This window comes from Acidithiobacillus sp. 'AMD consortium' (assembly GCF_008926505.1).
In the GTDB taxonomy this organism is placed as follows: domain Bacteria; phylum Pseudomonadota; class Gammaproteobacteria; order Acidithiobacillales; family Acidithiobacillaceae; genus Acidithiobacillus; species Acidithiobacillus ferridurans.
Genome location: NZ_CP044411.1, coordinates 119,216 through 139,230 on the forward strand (window position 1 = coordinate 119,216; position 20,015 = coordinate 139,230).

26 protein-coding genes, 1 tRNA gene and 1 pseudogene are annotated in these 20,015 nt (G+C 57.3%); 22 read left to right on the top strand and 6 right to left on the bottom strand.

Annotation, left to right across the window (positions count from 1 at the left end; translation table 11 throughout):
- Positions 1 to 393: 393 nt before the first annotated feature.
- Positions 394 to 645, top strand: coding sequence for a type II toxin-antitoxin system Phd/YefM family antitoxin (locus F6A13_RS00610; RefSeq protein ID WP_151527978.1), 252 nt, complete (start codon positions 394 to 396; stop codon positions 643 to 645).
- Positions 642 to 896 carry a Txe/YoeB family addiction module toxin gene (locus F6A13_RS00615; protein ID WP_151527979.1) on the top strand — a complete coding sequence of 85 codons (255 nt, stop codon included), beginning with the start codon at positions 642 to 644 and terminating at the stop codon, positions 894 to 896. The genes F6A13_RS00610 and F6A13_RS00615 overlap by 4 nt, the downstream gene beginning before the upstream one ends.
- Positions 897 to 966: 70 nt before the next feature.
- On the opposite strand, the gene F6A13_RS00620 is transcribed toward F6A13_RS00615, so the two are convergent.
- On the bottom strand, positions 967 to 2,433 hold the full coding sequence (locus tag F6A13_RS00620; RefSeq protein ID WP_151527980.1) for a sugar transferase: 1,467 nt from the start codon (positions 2,431 to 2,433) through the stop codon (positions 967 to 969).
- Between the two features lie 171 nt (positions 2,434 to 2,604).
- Between F6A13_RS00620 and F6A13_RS00625 the strand changes: the two genes are divergently transcribed.
- The 16 genes from F6A13_RS00625 (at position 2,605) to F6A13_RS00700 (ending at position 14,436) form a co-directional block, all read left to right on the top strand.
- Complete coding sequence (locus F6A13_RS00625) at positions 2,605 to 3,429, top strand: Wzz/FepE/Etk N-terminal domain-containing protein (protein ID WP_151527981.1); 825 nt, start codon at positions 2,605 to 2,607, stop codon at positions 3,427 to 3,429.
- An 87-nt stretch (positions 3,430 to 3,516) separates the two neighbouring features.
- Complete coding sequence (locus tag F6A13_RS00630; protein WP_151527982.1) at positions 3,517 to 3,876, top strand: MarR family EPS-associated transcriptional regulator; 360 nt, start codon at positions 3,517 to 3,519, stop codon at positions 3,874 to 3,876.
- Positions 3,873 to 4,433 carry a Uma2 family endonuclease gene (locus tag F6A13_RS00635; RefSeq protein WP_151527983.1) on the top strand — a complete coding sequence of 187 codons (561 nt, stop codon included), beginning with the start codon at positions 3,873 to 3,875 and terminating at the stop codon, positions 4,431 to 4,433. The genes F6A13_RS00630 and F6A13_RS00635 overlap by 4 nt, the downstream gene beginning before the upstream one ends.
- Entirely contained in the window at positions 4,421 to 4,738 is a 318-nt protein-coding gene (locus F6A13_RS00640; RefSeq protein ID WP_225981888.1) for a nucleotidyltransferase family protein, read from the top strand. Before F6A13_RS00635 ends, F6A13_RS00640 begins: the two co-directional genes overlap by 13 nt.
- A complete protein-coding gene (locus F6A13_RS00645; RefSeq protein WP_146778662.1) occupies positions 4,735 to 4,995 on the top strand; it encodes a hypothetical protein in 261 nt (86 codons plus the stop codon). The genes F6A13_RS00640 and F6A13_RS00645 overlap by 4 nt, the downstream gene beginning before the upstream one ends.
- A gap of 110 nt (positions 4,996 to 5,105) precedes the next feature.
- The gene (locus tag F6A13_RS00650; RefSeq protein WP_151527984.1) at positions 5,106 to 6,605 is read left to right on the top strand and encodes a flippase; all 1,500 of its coding nucleotides are present in this window, start codon (positions 5,106 to 5,108) and stop codon (positions 6,603 to 6,605) included.
- A 205-nt stretch (positions 6,606 to 6,810) separates the two neighbouring features.
- Positions 6,811 to 7,656, top strand: coding sequence for a class I SAM-dependent methyltransferase (locus tag F6A13_RS00655; RefSeq protein WP_225981889.1), 846 nt, complete (start codon positions 6,811 to 6,813; stop codon positions 7,654 to 7,656).
- A gap of 23 nt (positions 7,657 to 7,679) precedes the next feature.
- Positions 7,680 to 8,702: a glycosyltransferase gene (locus F6A13_RS00660; RefSeq protein WP_151527986.1), complete on the top strand. Its 1,023-nt coding sequence runs from the start codon at positions 7,680 to 7,682 to the stop codon at positions 8,700 to 8,702.
- On the top strand, positions 8,699 to 9,910 hold the full coding sequence (locus tag F6A13_RS00665; RefSeq protein ID WP_151527987.1) for a glycosyltransferase family 4 protein: 1,212 nt from the start codon (positions 8,699 to 8,701) through the stop codon (positions 9,908 to 9,910). Before F6A13_RS00660 ends, F6A13_RS00665 begins: the two co-directional genes overlap by 4 nt.
- Before the next feature lie 15 nt (positions 9,911 to 9,925).
- Positions 9,926 to 11,206, top strand: a complete 1,281-nt coding sequence (locus tag F6A13_RS00670) for a hypothetical protein (RefSeq protein WP_151527988.1) — start codon at positions 9,926 to 9,928, stop codon at positions 11,204 to 11,206.
- A gap of 84 nt (positions 11,207 to 11,290) precedes the next feature.
- On the top strand, positions 11,291 to 12,253 hold the full coding sequence (locus F6A13_RS00675) for a glycosyltransferase family 4 protein (protein ID WP_225981890.1): 963 nt from the start codon (positions 11,291 to 11,293) through the stop codon (positions 12,251 to 12,253).
- Positions 12,254 to 12,320: 67 nt separating this feature from the next.
- Positions 12,321 to 13,247 carry a glycosyltransferase family 2 protein gene (locus F6A13_RS00680; RefSeq protein ID WP_151527990.1) on the top strand — a complete coding sequence of 309 codons (927 nt, stop codon included), beginning with the start codon at positions 12,321 to 12,323 and terminating at the stop codon, positions 13,245 to 13,247.
- Positions 13,240 to 13,371, top strand: coding sequence for a hypothetical protein (locus F6A13_RS15720; RefSeq protein WP_264158130.1), 132 nt, complete (start codon positions 13,240 to 13,242; stop codon positions 13,369 to 13,371). Before F6A13_RS00680 ends, F6A13_RS15720 begins: the two co-directional genes overlap by 8 nt.
- A 126-nt stretch (positions 13,372 to 13,497) precedes the next feature.
- Positions 13,498 to 13,573 (top strand) — tRNA-Lys (locus F6A13_RS00690).
- A gap of 204 nt (positions 13,574 to 13,777) precedes the next feature.
- Positions 13,778 to 14,017: a ribbon-helix-helix domain-containing protein gene (locus F6A13_RS00695; RefSeq protein ID WP_113526161.1), complete on the top strand. Its 240-nt coding sequence runs from the start codon at positions 13,778 to 13,780 to the stop codon at positions 14,015 to 14,017.
- Complete coding sequence (locus tag F6A13_RS00700) at positions 14,017 to 14,436, top strand: putative toxin-antitoxin system toxin component, PIN family (protein ID WP_113526162.1); 420 nt, start codon at positions 14,017 to 14,019, stop codon at positions 14,434 to 14,436. The genes F6A13_RS00695 and F6A13_RS00700 overlap by 1 nt, the downstream gene beginning before the upstream one ends.
- A gap of 156 nt (positions 14,437 to 14,592) precedes the next feature.
- On the opposite strand, the gene merR is transcribed toward F6A13_RS00700, so the two are convergent.
- Positions 14,593 to 15,015: an Hg(II)-responsive transcriptional regulator gene (merR, locus tag F6A13_RS00705; RefSeq protein WP_113526163.1), complete on the bottom strand. Its 423-nt coding sequence runs from the start codon at positions 15,013 to 15,015 to the stop codon at positions 14,593 to 14,595.
- 71 nt (positions 15,016 to 15,086) lie between these two features.
- Here merR and merT point away from each other — a divergent pair, with 71 nt between their 5' ends.
- From merT to merA, 3 genes are read left to right on the top strand one after another with little or no spacing between them, the layout of a single operon-like run.
- Positions 15,087 to 15,437 (top strand): mercuric ion transporter MerT, encoded by a 351-nt coding sequence (merT, locus tag F6A13_RS00710; RefSeq protein WP_126604641.1) that lies wholly within the window; start codon positions 15,087 to 15,089, stop codon positions 15,435 to 15,437.
- Between the two features lie 12 nt (positions 15,438 to 15,449).
- A complete protein-coding gene (merP, locus tag F6A13_RS00715) occupies positions 15,450 to 15,746 on the top strand; it encodes a mercury resistance system periplasmic binding protein MerP (RefSeq protein WP_151527991.1) in 297 nt (98 codons plus the stop codon).
- Entirely contained in the window at positions 15,739 to 17,427 is a 1,689-nt protein-coding gene (gene merA, locus F6A13_RS00720; protein ID WP_151527992.1) for a mercury(II) reductase, read from the top strand. Before merP ends, merA begins: the two co-directional genes overlap by 8 nt.
- A 39-nt stretch (positions 17,428 to 17,466) precedes the next feature.
- Here the strand turns inward: merA and F6A13_RS15930 are convergent, their stop codons facing one another.
- Together F6A13_RS15930 and F6A13_RS00730 are read right to left on the bottom strand one after the other, a co-directional pair.
- Positions 17,467 to 17,889 carry a type II toxin-antitoxin system VapC family toxin gene (locus F6A13_RS15930; protein ID WP_151527993.1) on the bottom strand — a complete coding sequence of 141 codons (423 nt, stop codon included), beginning with the start codon at positions 17,887 to 17,889 and terminating at the stop codon, positions 17,467 to 17,469.
- Entirely contained in the window at positions 17,886 to 18,140 is a 255-nt protein-coding gene (locus F6A13_RS00730) for a type II toxin-antitoxin system Phd/YefM family antitoxin (RefSeq protein WP_151527994.1), read from the bottom strand. The genes F6A13_RS15930 and F6A13_RS00730 overlap by 4 nt, the downstream gene beginning before the upstream one ends.
- A 252-nt stretch (positions 18,141 to 18,392) precedes the next feature.
- On the opposite strand from F6A13_RS00730, the pseudogene F6A13_RS15935 reads away from it, so the two are divergent.
- Positions 18,393 to 18,536 (top strand): annotated as a pseudogene (locus F6A13_RS15935) (DUF4124 domain-containing protein); the annotation flags it as partial.
- A gap of 91 nt (positions 18,537 to 18,627) precedes the next feature.
- Here the strand turns inward: F6A13_RS15935 and F6A13_RS15505 are convergent.
- On the bottom strand, positions 18,628 to 18,840 hold the full coding sequence (locus F6A13_RS15505) for a hypothetical protein (RefSeq protein WP_225982035.1): 213 nt from the start codon (positions 18,838 to 18,840) through the stop codon (positions 18,628 to 18,630).
- 301 nt (positions 18,841 to 19,141) lie between these two features.
- Positions 19,142 to 19,870 carry an SDR family oxidoreductase gene (locus tag F6A13_RS00740; RefSeq protein ID WP_181710108.1) on the bottom strand — a complete coding sequence of 243 codons (729 nt, stop codon included), beginning with the start codon at positions 19,868 to 19,870 and terminating at the stop codon, positions 19,142 to 19,144.
- Positions 19,871 to 20,015: the final 145 nt, after the last annotated feature.

Below are 20,015 nucleotides of genomic sequence, written 5' to 3' on the forward strand. Positions count from 1 at the left end.
TCTGCCGCTATGCTCGGCGGCCAGGTCGGGGTGATTCTGCAGGTATTGTTTCAGGCAGTCCTCCGCATCCAACACCATGCTGCGGAATTTCAGGCAAGCATAAGGTACCGCCCCCTCTGCCCACACGCTCCTGGATAAAAAACAGAGAATATTCCCCCTGGGGACCTTGGTGGACAACCGAGTAATGCTGCAGTACGCCTTCTGACGCGTCCCGCCGAGTTTTCGTCGATACCAACATCTCTGTTTACAGCAACGGTCATGGTCAGCAAAGATGATCCTGGAAACGACTGGTACACCACGACCGGCCTGCGGAAGCCCGCTGCAATGACTGCCAGCACTGGACAAGCGGCCAGCGAACATGTACAGTAAAGCGTACATACAAGGAGCTCCAGGATGGATGCGATTACCTACACAACGGTTCGCGCAAACTTGGCGAGCGCGATGGACAGAGTTTGCAACGACCACGAAGCGCTGATTATCACCCGCAACGGACAGCAGTCCGTGGTGATGCTCTCACTCGAAGACTACAAGGCGCTGGAAGAGACCGCCTATCTTCTGCGCACGCCCGCGAACGCGAAGCGCCTTCTTACAGCGGCCGCCCAACTGAACGCTGGCAAGGGCGTTGAGCGGAAACTGGCTAAGTGAAACTGGTTTTCGCAGACGAAGCATGGGAAGACTATCTGTATTGGCAGAAGCAGGACAGGAAGATGGTGGAGCGGATCAACAAGCTGATTCGCGAAATCCAGCGAGAGCCATTTGGCGGCATGGGCAAGCCCGAGCCGCTGAAACACGCCCTCTCAGGATTTTGGTCACGCCGGATCACGGATGAGCACCGCATGGTGTACCGGGTTGAGGACGACCAACTCCAAATAGCCCAATTGCGTTTCCACTACTGAGTGGCGCAGCCTCTTAAGGAATATTCCATTCTCAAGTCGTGAAGTTTTTGTTATTCGAAGTGCCCTACAATCAATAAGCCCCCTCCCGCCGGAAAACCACCTTCACCGTCAGGAGCAGGATGACGATGTCGTACCAGAGCGTCCAGTTCTTGATATACCAGGCGTCGAGGTAGGCGCGTTCGTCAAAGGTGGTCTCGGAACGCCCGCTGACCTGCCACAACCCGGTGATGCCCGGATAAACCATATGATACAGGCAGATATTGTCACCGTAGCGGTCCAGCTCCCGCGCCAGTAAAGGGCGCGGGCCCACCAGACTCATGTCGCCGCGCAGCACGTTGAACAACTGGGGCAGCTCATCCAGGCTGCCACGCCGCAGAAACTTCCCGATCCGGGTCACCCGGGGATCGTTGCGCAGCTTGAAATTTCTTGCGTACTCGGCGGCCAGGTCGGGGTGATTCTGCAGGTATTGTTTCAGGCGGTCCTCCGCATCCAACACCATGCTGCGGAATTTCAGGCAAGCAAAGGTGCCGCCCCCTCTGCCCACACGCTCCTGGATAAAAAACACCGGCCCGCCGTCCTCCCTGCGGATGCGCCAGGCGATATAAAAAAGCAGCGGCGACAAGAGCACGACGAGCAACGAAGCGGCCAGCAAGTCAAAAAGGCGCTTGACGATGCGCGGACCGGGCCGGGCCAGGTTGTCCCGCACCCGCAGCATCAGCACCTCGTGGCCAAAAAAGTGCATGGCCTCCATGCCAAACAGCGGCAGACCGCGCAAGGGCGGCACCACCGTAAGGTTGGGGTAGCTGAGCCCCAGGGAGCGCACCAGTTTTTCCTGCGCGTCCCACTGATCCATGTCCAGGGCCAGCACGACATGGGGTTTGCCCAGACGGGCCAGGGTAGCTAACGGATCGTCTCCCAGCGCCTCCATGGGCGCCTGGGTGGGGAGTTCGCCGGAAGCCGGATCGCACCCCCCCGGCATCAGCACCCGTTGCACGGCATAGCCCAGCATGGGCTCGCTGTCCAGGGCGCGGATGGCCTCGGCGGCGTTCCGCCCGCAGCCGATGACCACCACCGGCCGCACCCACGCACCCAGGCGCTGCAAGATATGGTGTGCCAGCCATCGGGTCAGGGGCAGCAGCGCCAGCGCAAGCACCCAGGTGGAAAAAAGCCATAGTCGTGACAGAGGCCATTTGCCCGAAAAGGCAATGGTGGCATTCAGCGCCAGCAAGAGCGTGAACACGCCCAGCACTTCGCCGGCCTCGTCCCAAAAAGCCTTGCGCCGGGCATAGTGCCCCTTGACGGCGAAGGCGGTAATGCCCAAAGCCATCAGCAACAGGAACAGAAGCACATTGACCTGCGCAAGGGTGCCCCACCAGTAGAGCAGCACCCAGCCGGGACTCAGGTGGTAATAGAAGGCGTGGGAAAGGCGGCCAAGATAAAAGGCGGTCAAAAGCGCCAGCACATCGCCCAGCACAAGCGCATAAGGCACCCATTGCGGCCTACGAAAACGGATACGGCCCGTTGCCGCAGATTTCATGACATCACCGATCAGAACCGCCCATACGCTACCCCGTCGCCCCGTATCATGACGCCGCAATTAGACTTGGGAAAGCGCCTGCGCGTCAAGCCGCGGAGGCCCAAGCCGGTGGAAGGCGCGATGTTTGGCTGCTAGACTAAAAAGCTGTATTGCTCTGACAGAGGACGCCGCATGCCGTTAGAAGACAACGCCGGAGCCGGACAGCCCCAGCGCGCCAATGCCGCGACCCCCATTTCCGAGGACGAGATCAGCCTGCGCGACCTGTGGGAGATCATCGCCAAACGCAAATGGCTGGTATTTCTCAGCATGGTGGTCTGTTTGGGGCTGGCGGCCGTCTATGTGAGTCTGGCGACCACGATCTATGAGAGCAAGGCCGTGGTGCAGATTGGCAAGGTCGCCGGGCAGCCGGTGGACAACGGCCTGCAGTTGGCCAACCGGCTGATGAACCAATACACCCCGGTCAATACCGTGCAGGCAAAAAAGCAGATGCCCAAGCTGTACGCCGTGACGCCGGATAAGGCAGACGGCTCCATTCTGACCCTGGAGGCCCAGGGGCGCTCGCCACAAGAGGCGCAGCAGTATCTGCAGGGGGTCATCCAGCGATTGCTGGCGGAGGATCAACAACGCTATCAGCAAATCGTGGGGACCCGCCAGGCGCAGTTGACACAGTTGCAGGCGCTGTATCAGGGCATGCGCACCTCCCTGGATACCAAAAGTGGCAAAGGGCAGGTCGATTCGACATCGGCTTTGCTGTTGCTGGAGCAGTCTCGGCGCAGCGACGCGCTTACCAACATACAGGCAGCCATCGCCAAGATGGAAAACGCACTGGCGCCCAATAACACCAGTCCCACGGTGCAAACCCTGTCCCCCCGTTATGACCCCATCCCCGTCGCGCCCAAACGTGGGCTGATTCTGGTGCTGGCGGGGCTGGGCGGTCTGATGTTGGGCGTGTTTCTGGCGCTCCTGCTAAATGCGCTCCGCAAACAGTCGGCATAACGGCCCCGCAACTGCCCAGGCCGTACGCCTTGACGCCCCCATTCCTAACCCCTAACCTAGCCATAAGTTCACTGCCTGAACAAGACCATGCTCGACGACGCCACACGCTACCATTTACTCAAGCTCCTGATGGAGCACCCCGAAAGCACCCAGCGCGAGCTGGCCGCCGCCATGGGCGTGAGCCTGGGCAAGGCCAATTACTGTATCAACGCCCTCATCGAAAAGGGCATGGTCAAGGCCGATAATTTTCGCCGCAACCCCCACAAGGGCGCCTACGCCTACCTGCTGACGCCCGAAGGGGTCCAGGAAAAGACCCGGGTCACCGTTCGCTTCCTGCAGCGGAAAATGGCCGAATACGACACCCTTCAGGCGGAGATCGCCGCCCTGCGCCGGGAAGTGGACGGCCTCAGCGCGTCCGGCCTCGATGCCGGGAAGGGGGCGGCATGACCGGCGCCGAGCGCCTCGCGCGCTACGAAGACCTCTTCGGCCTGCCCGACAACGTCGTGGGCGAGATCATTGCCGGTCAACTCCACACCCATCCCCGGCCCGCACCGGCTCATGCACGGGCCAGTTCGGTGCTCGGTAACAAAGTGGGGACACCTTTCGATCAGGGGGAAGGCGGCGGCCCCGGCGGTTGGTGGGTACTCGACGAACCCGAACTGCACCTGAGCGAAGACATCCTCGTCCCGGACCTCGCCGGCTGGCGCCGGGAGCGGATGCCCGCACTGCCCAAAACCGCGTGGTTCGAGATGGCCCCCGACTGGGTCTGCGAAGTGATCTCTCCGGCTACTGCTCGTACCGACCGTGTCCTCAAACTGCCCCGCTACGCCGCCGCCGATGTCGCCCACTGCTGGCTCATCGACCCCGACGCACGCACCCTGGAAGCCTATGCCAACCAGGATGGCCGCTGGCTGCTCCTCGGTACCTGGGGCGGTACGGACCAGGCCGCCATCGACCCCTTCGCCGCCATCACCCTGGATCTCTCCGGGCTGTGGGTGGATTGAACCCCATGCGCCTCAGCACCGAGCAAATCGCCCAGATCCGCCAGAGTGCGGCGGAAAGCTTCGGCCCGGAAGCCCGCGTCTGGCTCTTCGGTTCGCGGGTGGATGAGAGCAAGCGGGGCGGCGACATCGATCTGCTCGTTCAGACGCGCGCGCTGTCAGCCGACGCTGCATTGCGGCGCAAAATACGCATGCTCGGCCTGCTCGAATCCCGCCTTGGCCAGCGAAAGATCGACCTTGTCATCGAACAGCCTGGCGATGCTCGCCCGATTGTGCGCGTCGCCCACGAAACCGGGCTTGCCCTATGAAACAGACGCCAGAACAAGAGGATATCGCCGCCATGTCTGTCGTGGATCGTCTCAATCGCTTGGAACAACTGGGCTGGCTACCCTCTGCGGCGGAGTGGTCGGAACTTCGCCGTATTCGCAACGCATTTGCCCATGACTACCCGGAAACCCCAGAAGAACGCCACGCGCAGTGGCGTCTAGCCATGGCTGCCGCTGAACGGGTATTGACCATTCTGGATGGATTTGCCGCCCATATGCACACAGTGCTGCCGGGCTGAACTCATGCGCCCCAGCCTCGAACACATCGCCCAAATCCGCCAGAGTGCGGCGGAGGTCTTCGGTCCGGAAACAGAAGCCCATATGGACATGGGCCGGCAAAGTCCCTGACATGACCGCCCCTCACCCCCGTATCGCTCGCTCCACCCTTATCAATCTGGCGGGCGCTGCCGTACCTGCCGCCCTGCTGTTAATCACGGTACCGATCTATCTTCACCTCATTGGTGAAGCCCGCTACGGCGTCCTCGCCATAGTCTGGCTGCTGCTCGGCTACTTTGGGGTATTTGATCTTGGATTCGGGCGGGCAGTCGCCAACCGCATCGCCGCTCTCCACGACGCTACGGCCGAAGAGCGACAGGGCATTTTTTGGACCGGATTAGCGATCAGTGTTGTTACCGGCCTTATTGGCGGAGCTATTCTCTATCTGCTTGGGGATTGGCTGTTTGCTCATGTTTTCCACATCTCTGGTTCTTTGCGAATTGAAGCGGAAAATGCCATGCCGTGGTTGGCACTTGCGTTGCCACTAGCCATTATTATCTCATTGCTGGCAGGTGCCTTGGAAGGGCGACAAGCCTTTCTTGCGCTTAATGGAGCACAAATTTTTGGTACAGTGCTCTACCAGCTTTTCCCGTTAGTCGTAGCCTATGCGGGATGGATAACGCTACCTTATTTGATAGCAGCCGCCATCATTGGACGGCTATTGAGCGCCCTATTACTTTTCGCTCTCAGCTATCGCCATGTACCCCTGTCGCCACGCCCCCGCTTTGCCCTCCACCAGGTGAAATCCTTGCTACATTACGGCGGCTGGATCACGGTCACCGGGCTGGTCGGTCCCTTGTTGACCGTTTTTGACCGCTTCCTCATTGGCGCCAAGGTGGGCATGGTGGCAGTCACCGCCTACACTGTGCCTTACAATCTTGTCATGCGGCTCTCCATTCTTCCTGGCAGCCTACAAACTGCGTTGTTCCCCAGATTTGCCATGGTGGACCCCACCGAGGCAAAGGCGCTGGCGGCGCGTGCCGTGTTATCCATAGGGGCTATCATGACCCCGATAGTGGTGATATGGTTGCTGCTCATCAAGCCCTTTCTGATCCTTTGGGTGGGCGCAGCGCTGGCGGAAAAAACCGCCCCGGTCGGACAAATACTACTCGTCGGGATATGGATCAATACCCTAGCCATTATTCCCTTTACCTATCTCCAGGGCAGGGGGCGCCCCGATTTGCCCGCCAAGTTCCATGTCCTGGAGCTTCTGCCCTACGTCGCTATCCTGTGGGTGCTTATCGACCGCCTTGGCGTGCCGGGTGCCGCTTGGGCCTGGGATCTGCGCGTCCTTGCCGATACCCTGCTCTTGTTCTGGGCGGCGCGGACTACCTCAGGCTTAAACCGCACCTTGGCTGGTATCCTGCCCATTACCGGGGCATTGGTTATTGCCTTTGAAATGCCTTATGACTCTGCCCTGTATATTGGGATTTCGCTACTGTTGGTGGGTGCAAGCATTGGCTGGTCCATTGCCAGCATTCCTCAAGATCAGCGCACGGCCCTCTCGCGTCGCCTTTTATCGCGAACGCCTCCTGTCAACTCAACAGTAACTCAGGAAAAACATGGATCATAAACGGTTGGAAAATCAGCCCTGGCCCCCGGAAGGTCTGGAGCAAGTAGAGCGCTGCCCGATTTGCGGTGAGGCAGACCGAACGCTGCTTCATGACGGGCTGACGGACAAGATATTTTTTTGCGCACCGGGGCGGTGGTCACTATATCAATGCCCGACCTGTGGCGTTGCCTACCTGGACCCAAGGCCGACCCCTGCCACCATAGCCATGGCTTATAGTGACTACTACACCCATGAAGAAGGGGATGATGCTCCCAAGGGAGGATTCGCGCGTTTTAAGCGCCATTTGCGCAATGATTACCTCAATGCCCGCTATAACACCGATCTCCAGCCTGCATGGAAGGTCGGGCGATGGATCACACGCCTGTTGAGCCAGAAACGGAAGCAGATCGACGAAAGCGTTCGCCACCTGCCCGCCACTGGAAAACCGAGTGTGCTGGTAGACATTGGCTGTGGCAATGGTCAGTTTCTCGGCGCTGCCATGCAACTGGGTTGGGAGGCCTGGGGCGTTGATCTCGATCCCAAAGCAGTGGAAACTGCGCAGAAGACGGGGGCTACCGTCATACAGGGCGGCTTTCCAGACACTGGCTTACCTTCTGCTCACTTCGATATTGTGACACTCAGCCATGTGATTGAGCACGTTCACGACCCTCTAGCTGCGCTCCGGGAAGCATTTCGCGTACTTAAACCGGGTGGACACCTCTGGCTTGCCACGCCAAACATGGGGAGTTTCGGCCACGCACGCTTCGGTGCCGATTGGAGGGGGCTTGAGCCGCCGCGGCACCTCGTCCTCTTTAACAACAACAGCCTAGAAAAGGCGTTAAATGGCGCTGGATTTATAGATATTGAGCACAAGCCATGTCTGAGGCAGGCAGCATGGTTTTACCAAAGCAGTTTGCGTATTGCTCATGGTCAAGACCCGTACGACGCTAACGCAATCACCTTGCCCCTAGCCCTGCGGATTGCAGCCAAACTCGTTGATTTCAGAGTGGTGGTGTCACCCTTTCGCTGTGAGACCATCATGGTAACTGCGAAACGGCCAGATTCCGATTAACGCCGCAGGGATGGGAGCAGTTCATGGTTATGGAAGAAACCAACAGCACTAAAGGTGTTACGGTGGTCACTGTAACATATGGCGAACGTCGCCATTTTCTGGAGCCCATGTTGCGTGCAGCTTTGGCCCAAGGCGTAGAAAGGATCATCCTCGTCAACAACGGCGCCAATTGGGATGTGGCAGGACTCGCGAGAGAGATCGATCGTGCGCGCATCAAGCTCGTTCAATCAAGTAAAAACATGGGCTCTGCCGCTGGTTTCTCCACCGGGATATCTAAAGCCCTGGAGCAGGGCGCCGAGATGATTTGGTTATTGGACGATGATAACAGGGCAACCGAGGGATCCTTAAAAGCGCTACTCGATGCCTATGCAGAATTGCGGGAGACACACTCTCGTGACGAGTTCGCCGTCCTGGCTTTTCGGCCCGAGCACCAAGCTGACGTTGCCATGGGAGCACCCCGGTGCCGGGTCAATCCACGGCGTTCCAGCTTTCTTGGTTTCCATATTTTTGATATTCCCCATAAAATTTGGCGGCGAACGCCGCTGGGTAAGCGCCGCACGAACCAAGTGTTGCCTAAAATTATCCGGCTGGACACAGCCATTTATAGTGGTCTCCTCTTTCATCGCATGCTAGCTGATCGCATTGGTTTACCCCGAACTGACTTCGTTCTCTATGGTGACGATAATGAATTCACTTACCGCATTACTCGGCATGGGGGTGGTACCTATCTGATCACCGGAGCGTTGCTGGAGGACATGGAATCATCTTGGAATATTAAGCGCCGACATAGCAATTCCTTTTCTGGTCTGTTGAAAGGAGAAGGCGACTTTCGAGCCTATTATGGCATGCGCAATGGCGCTTTTTTCGACACCTATTGCAAAGATCATAATCCAATGATGTATGCCATCAATCTTAGGCTCTATCTTGCCATTCTTTTTCTGTTCTCCAATATATACAATCGCCGTGAGCGCTATCGCTTGCTTTCCAAAGCGGTGAAAGACGCCCTCGCGAAGAAACTTGGCCTTCATTCGGATTATCCGTTATGAAAATATTGCACCTGAATACCTTCGACGACCCGGTCGACGGGGGAGGCGCTGAAGTTGTTCTTTGGGAACTGATACGGGGACTCGCTAGTGCGGGCCACGCTAATGTTCTTCTTGCGACCTGCGACCAACCCGGGCTGCAAAGGACTGAACGCGATGGCATTCCCATCTGGCGCGCGGGGCTCCGCAATTTGTACTGGCCAGGGAACCGTATACCCAAAGGAGCCGCCCTGCGGGCCATGTGGCATGCGTTCGATAGCTACAATCTCTGGATGCAGGATCACCTGCTTCGGGTATTGCGAACAGAGCGGCCTGATGTGGTGACGGTACATGGCCTGTCCGGATGGTCAGCAGCATCATGGAAAACGATCCAAAGCCAAGGCATCCCCATCGTGCAAGTCCTGCACGACCATTATCTATTATGCCCAAGGGCAACCATGTTCAAAAAGGGGCGTACTTGTGAAAAACAATGTACTAGTTGCCACTTGCTGCGCATTCGGCATCCCAACTTAAGCAATGCGCTCTCTGCGGTAGTAGGGGTAAGCCGCTATATTCTTGATCGCCATATGGCATTGGGCTACTTTCAAGACGTAGCTCTGCGTCAGGTGATTCACAATGTCCGTAGCCCCGGCGCCTTGGGTCTTGATGAGCCTTCGCCGGTGCGTGAATCGCCTACTGGCTTGCGCATAGGCTTTATCGGCCAGCTAGTCCCTGCCAAGGGGGTAGATATCCTAATAGGAGCGTTCAAGGCGGCCGTGTTACCGGACGCGGAACTCTGGATTGCGGGCAGTGGTAAACCAGATTATGAGGCGTCATTGCGAAAAAACGCTGCATCAACCCCGGTGCGTTTTCTCGGTCGCGTGCCACCACGAGACTTTTATCCTCAGGTGGATATTGTAGTGGTACCTTCATTATGGCAGGAGCCCCTTGGCTTGGTCGTGGCGGAGGCCCTAGCGTTTGGTAAGCCCGTCATCGCTTCAAAGCGTGGAGGCATTCCGGAGATGATCAAAGATGGTGAGACTGGTTTGTTATTCGACCCGAATCGTCCGGAAGATCTGCAGGAATCTTTACATCATCTTGGCAGTGATCGGGCAATGCGCGTCCGTATGGGGAAAATGGCCAAAATATCGTCTACCAATTTTCTCGATGTAACCCGATGGGTCGACGGATATATAGGTATTTATAGGCAACTTGATAAGCGCGGAATATAAGAAGAGGTTTATTGCATGGATAGTATTTTGGCGCATGAAGCAATACCAAAGTATTTTGGTCGTCGTGTGCGCAGCATGCTATTAATGCCTGCTATAGTTCGCTGGACAACGACATTATTTTTGCTATCATTGGTTTGCTATGGTCCTTTTCGTTATTATATGGCGAAGTTTGGCCTTGCTGAATTTGTGTATATACCAAAGATTCTGTTGCTTATTATGATACCATTCATGATAAGTTACTTTGGGCGCGCTAGTAAGGCATTAATTATTGGGGGTGCGATTGTAACGCTATTCGCTGGGTGGGGCATGATAGAGCTTCCTTCTCCTGACCAATCATTATTTGGAGTGTGGGTGATCATACCATTGCTATATGGTTTGGCGTCAGCGCGCTATTTTATTAATGATCAGAACGCATACAAGAAGATATTTGTTGTGTTATTTATTATAGCTTTTTCAGGGGTTCTTGTTAACGTTTTCGTGCAATATCCGTGGGTTGGTGCAAGCTTTAAAATTGGTGGGGCGGAAGTGCAAATTTCTCGGAGATGGTGGGCGTTTGGGATCAGTAGGGTCGGCGGATTTTCCGGCGCCTCTTTCGACGCGGCCATACAGATCATGTTTTTTTCTGTCTGGCTGATGTTTGTTATAAACAGCAACGCCATAAAAATATTGGTGTGGATTATTTCTGGTGTAGGTATTACGCTGACAACAACAAAGGGTGTCCTTGGAGCATATTTGATATTAACTACATTTTTTATAAGCGGAAAAATATTTGGCCATAAATTGTTGTGGCGCCAAATCTGGGTGCTGCTTTTGTTGGTTAATCTCAGCTTGTTAGTTATTTTGCCGCTGTCAACTGTTATTATCCATTATAATCCAACATTTCATGGTTATTTTGATCGGTTTATCTTTGCGAGTTTCGGCGATAGACTGAACTATACATGGCCGGCGTCATTCGGCCTTTTGCATCATGATGCGGGATGGTTTTTCGGTCGGGGGATTGGCGGAATCGGCACCCCGCAAACCTATTTCGAGCCATCAAATGCGCTGCCCGCAGATAATTTATATGTTTATTTGGCGGTTGATCTTGGGCCGATTCTCGCTGCCGTAATATTGCTTGCCATTTGCTTGAAGGCGGCCCGGTCATTTTGGAGGGCGAATGATGCATCTTTAACCTTTTCTATCCTTATTGTTTTGATGGCATACGGTATGGTGGTAAATATCATTGAAGCACCTATACTATCCCTTTTCTTTGGGGTGGTCATTGGTAGATTATTTCAGAAGGACCGAGAGGTATAATTAAACGTGTTCTACGTTAATTCCAGAACTTTAGGCCATTCCATAACCGGTGTGCAACGCTATTTGCTAGAGTTGCGTCAACGCATGCCTGCAGATGAAATACAACAAATAGCCCCCCAGCATCCTCTCAGCGGTTCCCGCGCGCACCTCTGGGAGCAGGCGGTCCTGCCGCTGCGGACGCGGGGGCATCTGCTCTGGAGTCCAAGCAACACGGGTCCTCTGGGGGTATCCAGGCAAGTGGTGACCATCCATGATGTAGTACCGATCGACCATCCAGAATGGCTCAATCCGCGCTTTGCGGCGTGGTACCGATTTCTCACGCCCAAGCTGGCGCGACGGGTCTCACGGGTGATTACCGACTCGGAATTCACCAAGTCACGTCTTTTGGAAACCACTGGCGTCGCTGATGACAAAGTTATTGTGGTCCCATTGGGAGTGGACGCACGTTTTGTTCCACAGGATAAGGCGCAGATGGACAGCTCCATCCAAAAACTGGGGCTGCCAACTAGCCGTTACGTGCTGAGCCTCGGCTCCCTGGAGCCGCGCAAGAATCTTGGGCGGCTACTGCGCGCCTGGGAGGTGATTCATCGCGGCTTGCCGGAAGATGTGTGGCTGGTCGTGAGCGGGGCGAAAGGGAAAAGTCTGGTATTTCAGGATGTCCCGGAGCTAGAGACGCTGCCACCGCGAGTCTTTCTCACCGGCCATGTCCCCGATGAACTTCTCCCCTCCCTGTACGCCGGGGCGATGACCTTCGCGTATCTTTCTGTTTACGAAGGTTTCGGGCTTCCCCCCCTGGAGGCGATGGCATCAGGTACCCCTACGCTGGTGGGTAACCGTGCTTCGTTGCCGGAAGTGGTGGGCGATGCGGCCGTGCAAGTGGACCCTTTTGACATCGAAGCCATTGCGGACGGTCTTCATCGGCTGATCAAGGATTCTTCCCTGCGCACGCTGCTACGGGAGAAGGGTCTGGAACGTGCCGCACAGTTCAACTGGGATAAAACCGCCGAACAGACCTGGCGGGTGCTTGCGGAGGCTGCGAAAGACTGATGCGCGTCGCTATTGTCCACGACTGGCTGGTGGTGTACGCAGGCGCGGAGCGGGTGCTGGAGCGCTAATGTCGGTAACTAAGGTTGCATTGATCATTCCAACGTTGAACGGTGGCGAAGTCTGGCTGCGCTGCCTCGATGCCTTGCGCCAGCAGGTTCCGCCGCCAGAGTACGTGTTGATTGTAGACTCTGGCTCAAAAGATGGTACGGATGTGGCTGCATTGGAAAACGGTTTTGAGGTCCTGCGCTTGACCAAGGGGACATTCGACCACGGAGGGACGCGGCAGATGGCTGCGAACCGACTGACAGCGTTTGATGTGCTGGTTTATCTCACCCAGGACGCCGTGCTGTCAGATTCCAATGCCTTGGCGCAGTTGGTGGCGCCATTTGCTGATCTCCGAGTAGGTGCTACCTATGGGCGCCAGTTGCCTAGGCTGGGCTCCGGAGCCATAGAGGCCCATGCGCGACTTTTCAATTACCCACCTCAGTCGAATAAGCGAACCATTGCAGACAAGACACGTATGGGTATCAAGGCGGCCTTCACCTCCAATTCCTTTGCGGCCTACCGCACTGAAGCACTTATGGCGGTTGGAGGCTTTCCCCCAAGCCTGATTCTGGGTGAAGACATGGTGGTGGCTGCAAGGATGCTGCAGGCAGGCTGGGCTGTCGCCTATGTAGCCGAAGCTCAGGTGTGGCACTCGCATGGCTATAGCGTGGTGCAGGAGTTTAAGCGCTATTTCGATATAGGCGTGATGCATCAGGATCAGGCGTGGATTCTTCGGGATTTTGGAAAGCCGGAAGGCGAGGGCGGCCGCTTCGTGCGTTCCGAGATTGCCTATCTCATTCGGCACGCGCCGTGGTTGTTGCCTTCTGCTTTTATTCGCACCCTGGCCAAATATCTGGGATACAAGCTAGGCCAGCATTCGTCCTCGTTGCCCTTGTCCACCAAACGAAAACTGAGCATGCACCGAGGTTTTTGGGATAAGCATGGGTAGGAATGCGCGGGTCTGCATGTTGGCGGCGGAGGAGGACTTCGCCCTGCGCTTCGCCCCGGAGCGCTTCCGCGCGGAGTTCACGGCCTTCGTGGAGCGGGAATGGGCGGCGTTCCGGGGTGGTTAAACAGGGCGGATGTTCGACTGGATGAATTGTAAGGTTCGCTCGCGCCGTTGCGATGGTGTGTCTTGACCCGGCACTGCCTGCACCCGATAATACGCAGCCCTGTCGGGTATCTTGCCAGGGCCTTTGGGGGATGTAGCTCAGTCGGTAGAGCAGCGGCCTTTTAAGCCGTGGGTCGCGGGTTCGAATCCCGCCGTCCCCACCAAATAAAACAATAGATTATACGAATTCTGGTCTGGTCAATTTTCGCATTTTCGGCAACCGGTATCCAAGCGGTATCTATTGCGCGAACCCTACAACCTCCTAACACGGCCCGCTTCTGCGGAGACGCTCCCGAAAGTTGCTATTGTCAAGGTCATCAATAGGGTGTACAAACACCTATGTACGCAAACACTGATTGGAGAGCGCCATGAATACCGTTCGCTGGAACATCGCCGTGTCGCCGGAGGTGGATCAGTCCGTGCGCATGTTCATCGCTGCACAGGGCGGCGGCCGCAAGGGCGATTTGTCTCGCTTCATCGAGGAAGCCGTGCGCGCCTATCTCCTGGAGCGCGCCGTCGATCAGGCCAAGACCACCGCCGCCGGCATGAGCGAAGCCGATCTGACCGACCTTATCGACGAAGCGGTGCAATGGGCGCGTGAGCATTGATGCGCGTCATCCTGGACACCAACGTGCTGCTCGGCGCGCTGATCTCGCCGCACGGCCCGCCCGACACAATCTACCGCGCTTGGCGCGCGGCGCGCTTCGAGCTGGTGACATCGACGGCCCAGCTTGACGAACTGCGGCGCGTGAGCCGATACCCGAAGCTCAAGACCATCCTGCCCGCGCACCGCATCGGCACGATGGTCAACAACATGCAGCGCGCCATCGTGCTGAATACCCTGCCGCCTCTGCCGGAAGGCGTGGACGCGAACGATCCAAACGATGCATTCCTGCTGGCGATGGCCATGGCGGGCGAAGCGGACTACCTCGTAACCGGCGACCGCCGCGCCGGGTTGCTGCAACGTGGCGGCATCGGCCGCACGCGCATCGTCACTCCGGCCACATTCTGCGCCGAGGCGCTTTGACGCCCCATGTCGGCCAGCTTCCTGTCCCCACCACGCAACGCGAACGCTATAGCCGCTATCCAGACACGCTGATGAATATTCAGAGACGAAACTCGAAATCTCAAAACCCGTCATACATAGTATGAAATCGAGAATGAATTTAGAGGCTGTCCGCAGCTATACGGTGAGGTTCGTTCCGTTATGCAATGACGCAATCAGCGGGCAGGAAACATTCCCCTGCCGCGAGTGACAGGCGCACACCAGATCAGACAGGACGGCCTCCATGCGCGCCAGGTCCGCCATCTTTTCGCGCACGTCCTGGAGCTTGTGCTCGGCCAGACTGCTGGCTTCCTCGCAATGGGTGCCATCCTCCAGCCGCAGCAACTCGGCAATTTCATCCAGGCTGAACCCTAGCCGCTGGGCCGACTTCACGAATTTCACCCGCACCACGTCCGCCTCGCCGTAGCGGCGAATGCTGCCGTATGGCTTGTCCGGCTCCGGTAGCAAGCCCTTGCGCTGATAGAACCGGATCGTCTCCACGTTGACCCCGGCCGCCTTGGCGAAAACGCCGATGGTCAGGTTCTCCAAATTATTTTCCATACCGCTTTACTCCGTACATAAGTACGGAAGTAAGGTTACGCTATCCAATCCAAATTCGAAAGGAGAAGCGTATGTCTGAACCACAAACCGGGCGCGGCGCGCTCTTCGCCGGCGGGCTGGCCGCCATCCTCGCCTCGACCTGCTGCCTCGGGCCGCTGGTCCTGGTCGCCTTGGGAATCAGCGGCGCCTGGATTGGCAACTTGACGGCGTTGGAACCGTATCGCCCGTTCTTCATCGCCGCGGCACTCATCGCGCTGTTCTTCGCCTGGCGGCGCATCTACCGCTCGGCACAAGCCTGCAAACCGGGTGAAGTCTGCGCGATTCCACAGGTTCGCTCCGTTTATAAGCTCGTTTTCTGGATCGTAGCCGCCTTGATCCTGGTTGCCATCGCTTTTCCGTACGTCCTGCCGCTGTTCTATTGAAAGGAGATTGTCATGAAAAAAATCGCGATCCTTCTTGCCCTGTCCGCTGCCCTGAGCGCGCCCGCCTGGGCCGCAACCGAGACCGTCACGCTGTCGATTCCTGGCATGACCTGTGGCGCCTGCCCGATTACCGTGCGCACTGCACTCCAGCGAGTGCCTGGCGTGGAAAAGGTTGGCATCGACGAAGCAAAAAAACAGGTCACCGTCACCTACAACGACAGCAAGACCAACGTGCAGGCCCTGACCCGGGCAACCAAGGATGCTGGCTACCCTTCCAGCATCAAGCAGGGAGAGCGGGATCATGGCTGACACGATCATTCTTCAAATCGAGGGCATGACCTGCGACTCGTGCGCCGTGCACACACGGCAGGCTCTGGAGAGGGTGCCCGGCGTCCGCTCCGCCTCGGTGTCCTACCCCCAGCAGCGAGCGGAGATCGAGGTGGACACCGGCGTGGGCCTGGACCCGCTGGTTGCCGCAGTGGCCGCGCTGGGCTACCGCGCCCGGCTCTCGGATACGCCGAATACGCCCTCTGGTCTGTTGGACAAGGCGCTGGGCGGACAGGACGGCGAAACGAGGCGTAGCGGCGATGGAGAGGCGCTGCATATCGCCGTGATCGGCAGCGGCGGCGCGGCGATGGCGGCGGCACTTAAGGCCGTCGAGCAAGGTGCACGCGTGACGCTGATCGAGCGCGGCACCATCGGTGGTACCTGCGTGAACATCGGTTGCGTGCCGTCCAAGATCATGATCCGCGCCGCCCATATCGCCCACCTGCGCCGGGAAAGCCCATTCGATGGCGGCATCGCTGCGGTGGTGCCGGTGATTGACCGGGGCAAACTGCTGGCGCAGCAGCAGGCCCGCGTCGATGAACTGCGCCACGCCAAATACGAGGGCATCCTGGACGGCAATCCGGCCATCACCGTGCTGCATGGTGAGGCTCGTTTCAAGAGCGGCCATAGCCTCAACGTCCAATGGAACGATGGCGGCGAGCGCGAAGTGGCCTTCGACCGCTGCCTGGTTGCCACGGGCGCCAGCCCGGCGATTCCGCCGATTCCCGGCTTGAAGGACACAGCCTACTGGACTTCCACCGAGGCGCTGGTCAGCGCCACGATTCCTGAGCGGCTGGCCGTGATCGGTTCGTCGGTGGTCGCGCTGGAACTGGCGCAAGCCTTCGCCCGGCTCGGTAGCCAGGTGACGATCCTGGCACGCGGCACCTTGTTCCTCCGGGAAGACCCGGCCATCGGTGAGGCCATCACGGCGGCATTTCGCGCCGAAGAGATCGAGGTGCTGGAGCGCACGCAAGCCAGCCAGATCGCTTATGCGGATGGCGAATTTGTGCTTGCCACCGGGCACGGCGAGATACACGCCGATAAGCTGCTGGTCGCCACTGGTCGCGCACCGAACACACACGGCCTGAATCTGGAAGCGGCGGGCGTGGCCGTCAATGCGCAAGGGGCCATCGTCATCGACCAAGGTATGCGCACGAACAGCCCGAACATTTACGCCGCTGGCGACTGCACCGACCAGCCGCAATTCGTCTACGTGGCGGCAGCGGCTGGCACCCGTGCGGCCATCAACATGATGGGCGGTAGTGCGGCCCTGGACTTGACGGCGATGCCAGCCGTGGTGTTCACCGATCCGCAAGTGGCGACTGTGGGTTACAGCGACGCGGAAGCGCAGCACGACGGCATCGAAACCGACAGCCGCACGCTGACGCTCGACAACGTGCCGCGGGCGCTCGCCAATTTCGACACCCGTGGCTTCATCAAGCTGATCGCCGAGAAGGGTTCTGGCCGGTTGCTGGGTGCGCAGGTCGTGGCCCCGGAGGGCGGCGAAGTCATCCAGGTGGCGGCCCTGGCGATCCGCAACCGCATGACCGTCCAGGAACTGGCTGACCAGTTGTTCCCGTACCTGACGATGGTGGAGGGGTTGAAGCTCGCGGCGCAGACCTTCAACAAGGACGTGAAGCAGCTTTCCTGTTGCGCAGGGTGAGGAAAAAGAGGTTTACCCCATTACTTCCCAATTGCCGCTCTATGTTTGATCCCAGGGATCAACCACTGGAACTTGGCATCGCTGTAAATCCACAATATTTCGCGTGGCCACTGTGAGATGGTGAACCAGCGCCGTGGCGGCCAGCAAGCTATCTATCGCTGGCAACTTCTCTCCGCGTTGTTCAGCGGCACCTGTTATACCTCCCCATGCGCTGGCGATATGCTCGTTAACAGGAAGAATACGTCCGACGAAACGAGCTCGCAGATCAACGTCTATCCAATCCTGCAGCGTTGCTCGCTTATCGCCGTCAACAAGCTTGGCAACGCCTTTTTGGAGCTCTCCCAGTGTGAGCACACTAAGAAACCCCACAGACTCCCGTGCGTCTACCCATGTTACGACCCGAGGATCAGGATGCTTTTTGACCAACTCTGACAGAACGCAGGTATCCAGGAGGTATCTCACAGGCTGACGTCGCGCCCCACATCGTGACGATCTCGTTCGACTTCCAGATCAAGCCCTCGCAGTGGAGAGTCCGCGAAGAATTCGGATAACGTCTGGTTCGTCCGTGTCAACGTCCGAAACTGTTCTACGGAGAGCACTACAACTGCGGGCTCACCATGTAAGGTGATGGTTTGCGGACCATCGTTGCGGGCACGCTTCACGACATCGCTCAAATGATTGCGCGCATCCTGTAAAGGCCACTGAGTATTCATGGCAGACCCCCTTCCAGACTTCTGGCGTGACTAGCCAGTTTAGTATAAGCAATTTTAACGCTTGCTAACAGCAGAAACTCACTCATTGTGCACCCAGCAGCGCTGCTGGCAGGATATGAGCATGCTATATTTAAAAAAGGGTCTTTTGCATCTGGTTCCGCGATCATGTTCTACTGCGTTCTGCGTCCTATCTCGCGCTCCTGGCTTATGGCTCTTCTGGTCGCTTCGGCAGGTCTTGTTCTGTCCGACTGGATGAGTTCGCCGATAGCGCAGGCTGATCCTATCTACCGATGGGTATCTCCGAGCGGCGTCATCAGTTACGGAGACCAGCCTCCTCCCGATGCCCGAAAACTTCAGGAGTTACCTCCCGCCCTTCCTCCGGTCCCTGCGCCCTCGCAAAAGCGGCAACCTGCACCGTCACCCAAGCCTTCCACGGAAGGGAATAAAGCGCTGACTGCTATGGAGAGGCTAAACTTACTCACAGCCATCAATAATTATCAACGAAGTCTGCAGCCACAACCAGAATCCCGGCGGCATGTATACATTCCAGCCTATATAGGCCCAGGACCTTACCCCTTTGAACGCCCTCGTCGTCGCCACCGACCTCCACCCTTCCACCGGCGTCCTCTCCGCCCCCCTGCCAATCTGCCACCGACAGTGCTTTTGCCACCCGCGGCACCCGCATCGGCTTATTCTTCACCGGTGCTCTTGCCATAATGCAGAGCAAATGATGGTCTATGCGGCTCTCATTTCAAGGTAAAATGCAGGCACTAAAGGCGGCTCGACGCGAAATGGCCTTGCAACATTGCATAGATGATGATTTTTTCTGACGCGACGGTCACAGCTACAAAAAATCGTGCCCATATCGCTGGGTGAATGGACGGTATGCAGCGGTTGCAGTCGTCCAATGGACTGATCATCATGTTCTCGAAACTCGTCACCATGGCTGTAAACCGTAGCAGTCTTTTGAGAATGGTTTTCGAGAGTTGCAACTCATTTAATCAGGGAACAATTTGCTTGACCGGGCGCACTAGAATTTCTTCCACCAGTACATGCGGCGGCTGTGCAAAACTGTACACTAGTGCCTGGGCAACATCTTCGGGGTGCAGGGCATCCAGGGATTGCCGCCTTTCCCGCATGCTTTCTGTCGGAACATTAAATCCCCACTCGGTCCAGACTGCCCCAGGTTCAATCAACGCCACGCGAATGCCCTCTGGGCCCAATTCCTTTCGCAGCGCGTCATGAAATCCGACCACAGCGAACTTGGTGGCATTATAAACCGACCAACCCGGTAAGCCGTAACGCCCACCTACGCTGGAAACCGTGGAAATCATCGCGCCCGGACGTCCTCTGAGCAAAGGAATGGCCGCGTGCGTACAGCGCAGAACGCCGTAGAGATTGGCGTCGATCATTTCTTGCCATTCTTGCGGCTTGCTGTCCGCAAACTGGGCGTTGTAGCCCAGGCCAGCATTATTGAAAAGTAAATCCACGCCGCCAAACTGCATTTTAACCGTGTCAAAAAGATGCGTAACTTCTTCGGGGTTGCTTAAGTCCGTTGGAACTACCAGAGCAGCATCACCTAACTCCCGAGCCAGTTTTTGCAGACGATCTTGACGTCGCGCTGCCAGCACAACCTGCATGCCTTCGGCTACAAGTAAGCGGGCGCTAGCTTCGCCAATACCACTGGAGGCGCCAGTGATGACCGCTACTTTTCCGCACAAATCCTGCATTTTCACGATGATCTCCTGTCATGACGACTTTTCCGGATAAAATACCGTCTGGTTGGTATTCAACATAGTCATCCAGAGCAGTGCCGTCAAGTTGACGAAGCCAAGGGGGGGGACCCTTTTTTCTAAAGGGTCGGCCGCACGGTAC

Excerpts from the sequence above, each read along its gene's own strand:
- F6A13_RS00740 (WP_181710108.1), bottom strand. The coding sequence starts at position 19,870 with ATGCAGGATTTGTGCGGAAAAGTAGCGGTCATCACTGGCGCCTCCAGT.
- F6A13_RS00650 (WP_151527984.1), top strand. The coding sequence starts at position 5,106 with ATGACCGCCCCTCACCCCCGTATCGCTCGCTCCACCCTTATCAATCTG.
- F6A13_RS00635 (WP_151527983.1), top strand. The coding sequence starts at position 3,873 with ATGACCGGCGCCGAGCGCCTCGCGCGCTACGAAGACCTCTTCGGCCTG.
- merP (WP_151527991.1), top strand. The coding sequence starts at position 15,450 with ATGAAAAAAATCGCGATCCTTCTTGCCCTGTCCGCTGCCCTGAGCGCG.
- F6A13_RS00610 (WP_151527978.1), top strand. The coding sequence starts at position 394 with ATGGATGCGATTACCTACACAACGGTTCGCGCAAACTTGGCGAGCGCG.
- F6A13_RS00670 (WP_151527988.1), top strand. The coding sequence starts at position 9,926 with ATGGATAGTATTTTGGCGCATGAAGCAATACCAAAGTATTTTGGTCGT.
- F6A13_RS00625 (WP_151527981.1), top strand. The coding sequence starts at position 2,605 with ATGCCGTTAGAAGACAACGCCGGAGCCGGACAGCCCCAGCGCGCCAAT.
- F6A13_RS00645 (WP_146778662.1), top strand. The coding sequence starts at position 4,735 with ATGAAACAGACGCCAGAACAAGAGGATATCGCCGCCATGTCTGTCGTG.
- merR (WP_113526163.1), bottom strand. The coding sequence starts at position 15,015 with ATGGAAAATAATTTGGAGAACCTGACCATCGGCGTTTTCGCCAAGGCG.
- F6A13_RS00730 (WP_151527994.1), bottom strand. The coding sequence starts at position 18,140 with ATGAATACTCAGTGGCCTTTACAGGATGCGCGCAATCATTTGAGCGAT.
- merA (WP_151527992.1), top strand. The coding sequence starts at position 15,739 with ATGGCTGACACGATCATTCTTCAAATCGAGGGCATGACCTGCGACTCG.
- F6A13_RS00665 (WP_151527987.1), top strand. The coding sequence starts at position 8,699 with ATGAAAATATTGCACCTGAATACCTTCGACGACCCGGTCGACGGGGGA.
- F6A13_RS00675 (WP_225981890.1), top strand. The coding sequence starts at position 11,291 with ATGCCTGCAGATGAAATACAACAAATAGCCCCCCAGCATCCTCTCAGC.
- F6A13_RS00700 (WP_113526162.1), top strand. The coding sequence starts at position 14,017 with ATGCGCGTCATCCTGGACACCAACGTGCTGCTCGGCGCGCTGATCTCG.
- merT (WP_126604641.1), top strand. The coding sequence starts at position 15,087 with ATGTCTGAACCACAAACCGGGCGCGGCGCGCTCTTCGCCGGCGGGCTG.
- F6A13_RS00630 (WP_151527982.1), top strand. The coding sequence starts at position 3,517 with ATGCTCGACGACGCCACACGCTACCATTTACTCAAGCTCCTGATGGAG.
- F6A13_RS00680 (WP_151527990.1), top strand. The coding sequence starts at position 12,321 with ATGTCGGTAACTAAGGTTGCATTGATCATTCCAACGTTGAACGGTGGC.
- F6A13_RS00695 (WP_113526161.1), top strand. The coding sequence starts at position 13,778 with ATGAATACCGTTCGCTGGAACATCGCCGTGTCGCCGGAGGTGGATCAG.
- F6A13_RS00660 (WP_151527986.1), top strand. The coding sequence starts at position 7,680 with ATGGTTATGGAAGAAACCAACAGCACTAAAGGTGTTACGGTGGTCACT.
- F6A13_RS15720 (WP_264158130.1), top strand. The coding sequence starts at position 13,240 with ATGGGTAGGAATGCGCGGGTCTGCATGTTGGCGGCGGAGGAGGACTTC.
- F6A13_RS00655 (WP_225981889.1), top strand. The coding sequence starts at position 6,811 with ATGGCTTATAGTGACTACTACACCCATGAAGAAGGGGATGATGCTCCC.
- F6A13_RS00620 (WP_151527980.1), bottom strand. The coding sequence starts at position 2,433 with ATGAAATCTGCGGCAACGGGCCGTATCCGTTTTCGTAGGCCGCAATGG.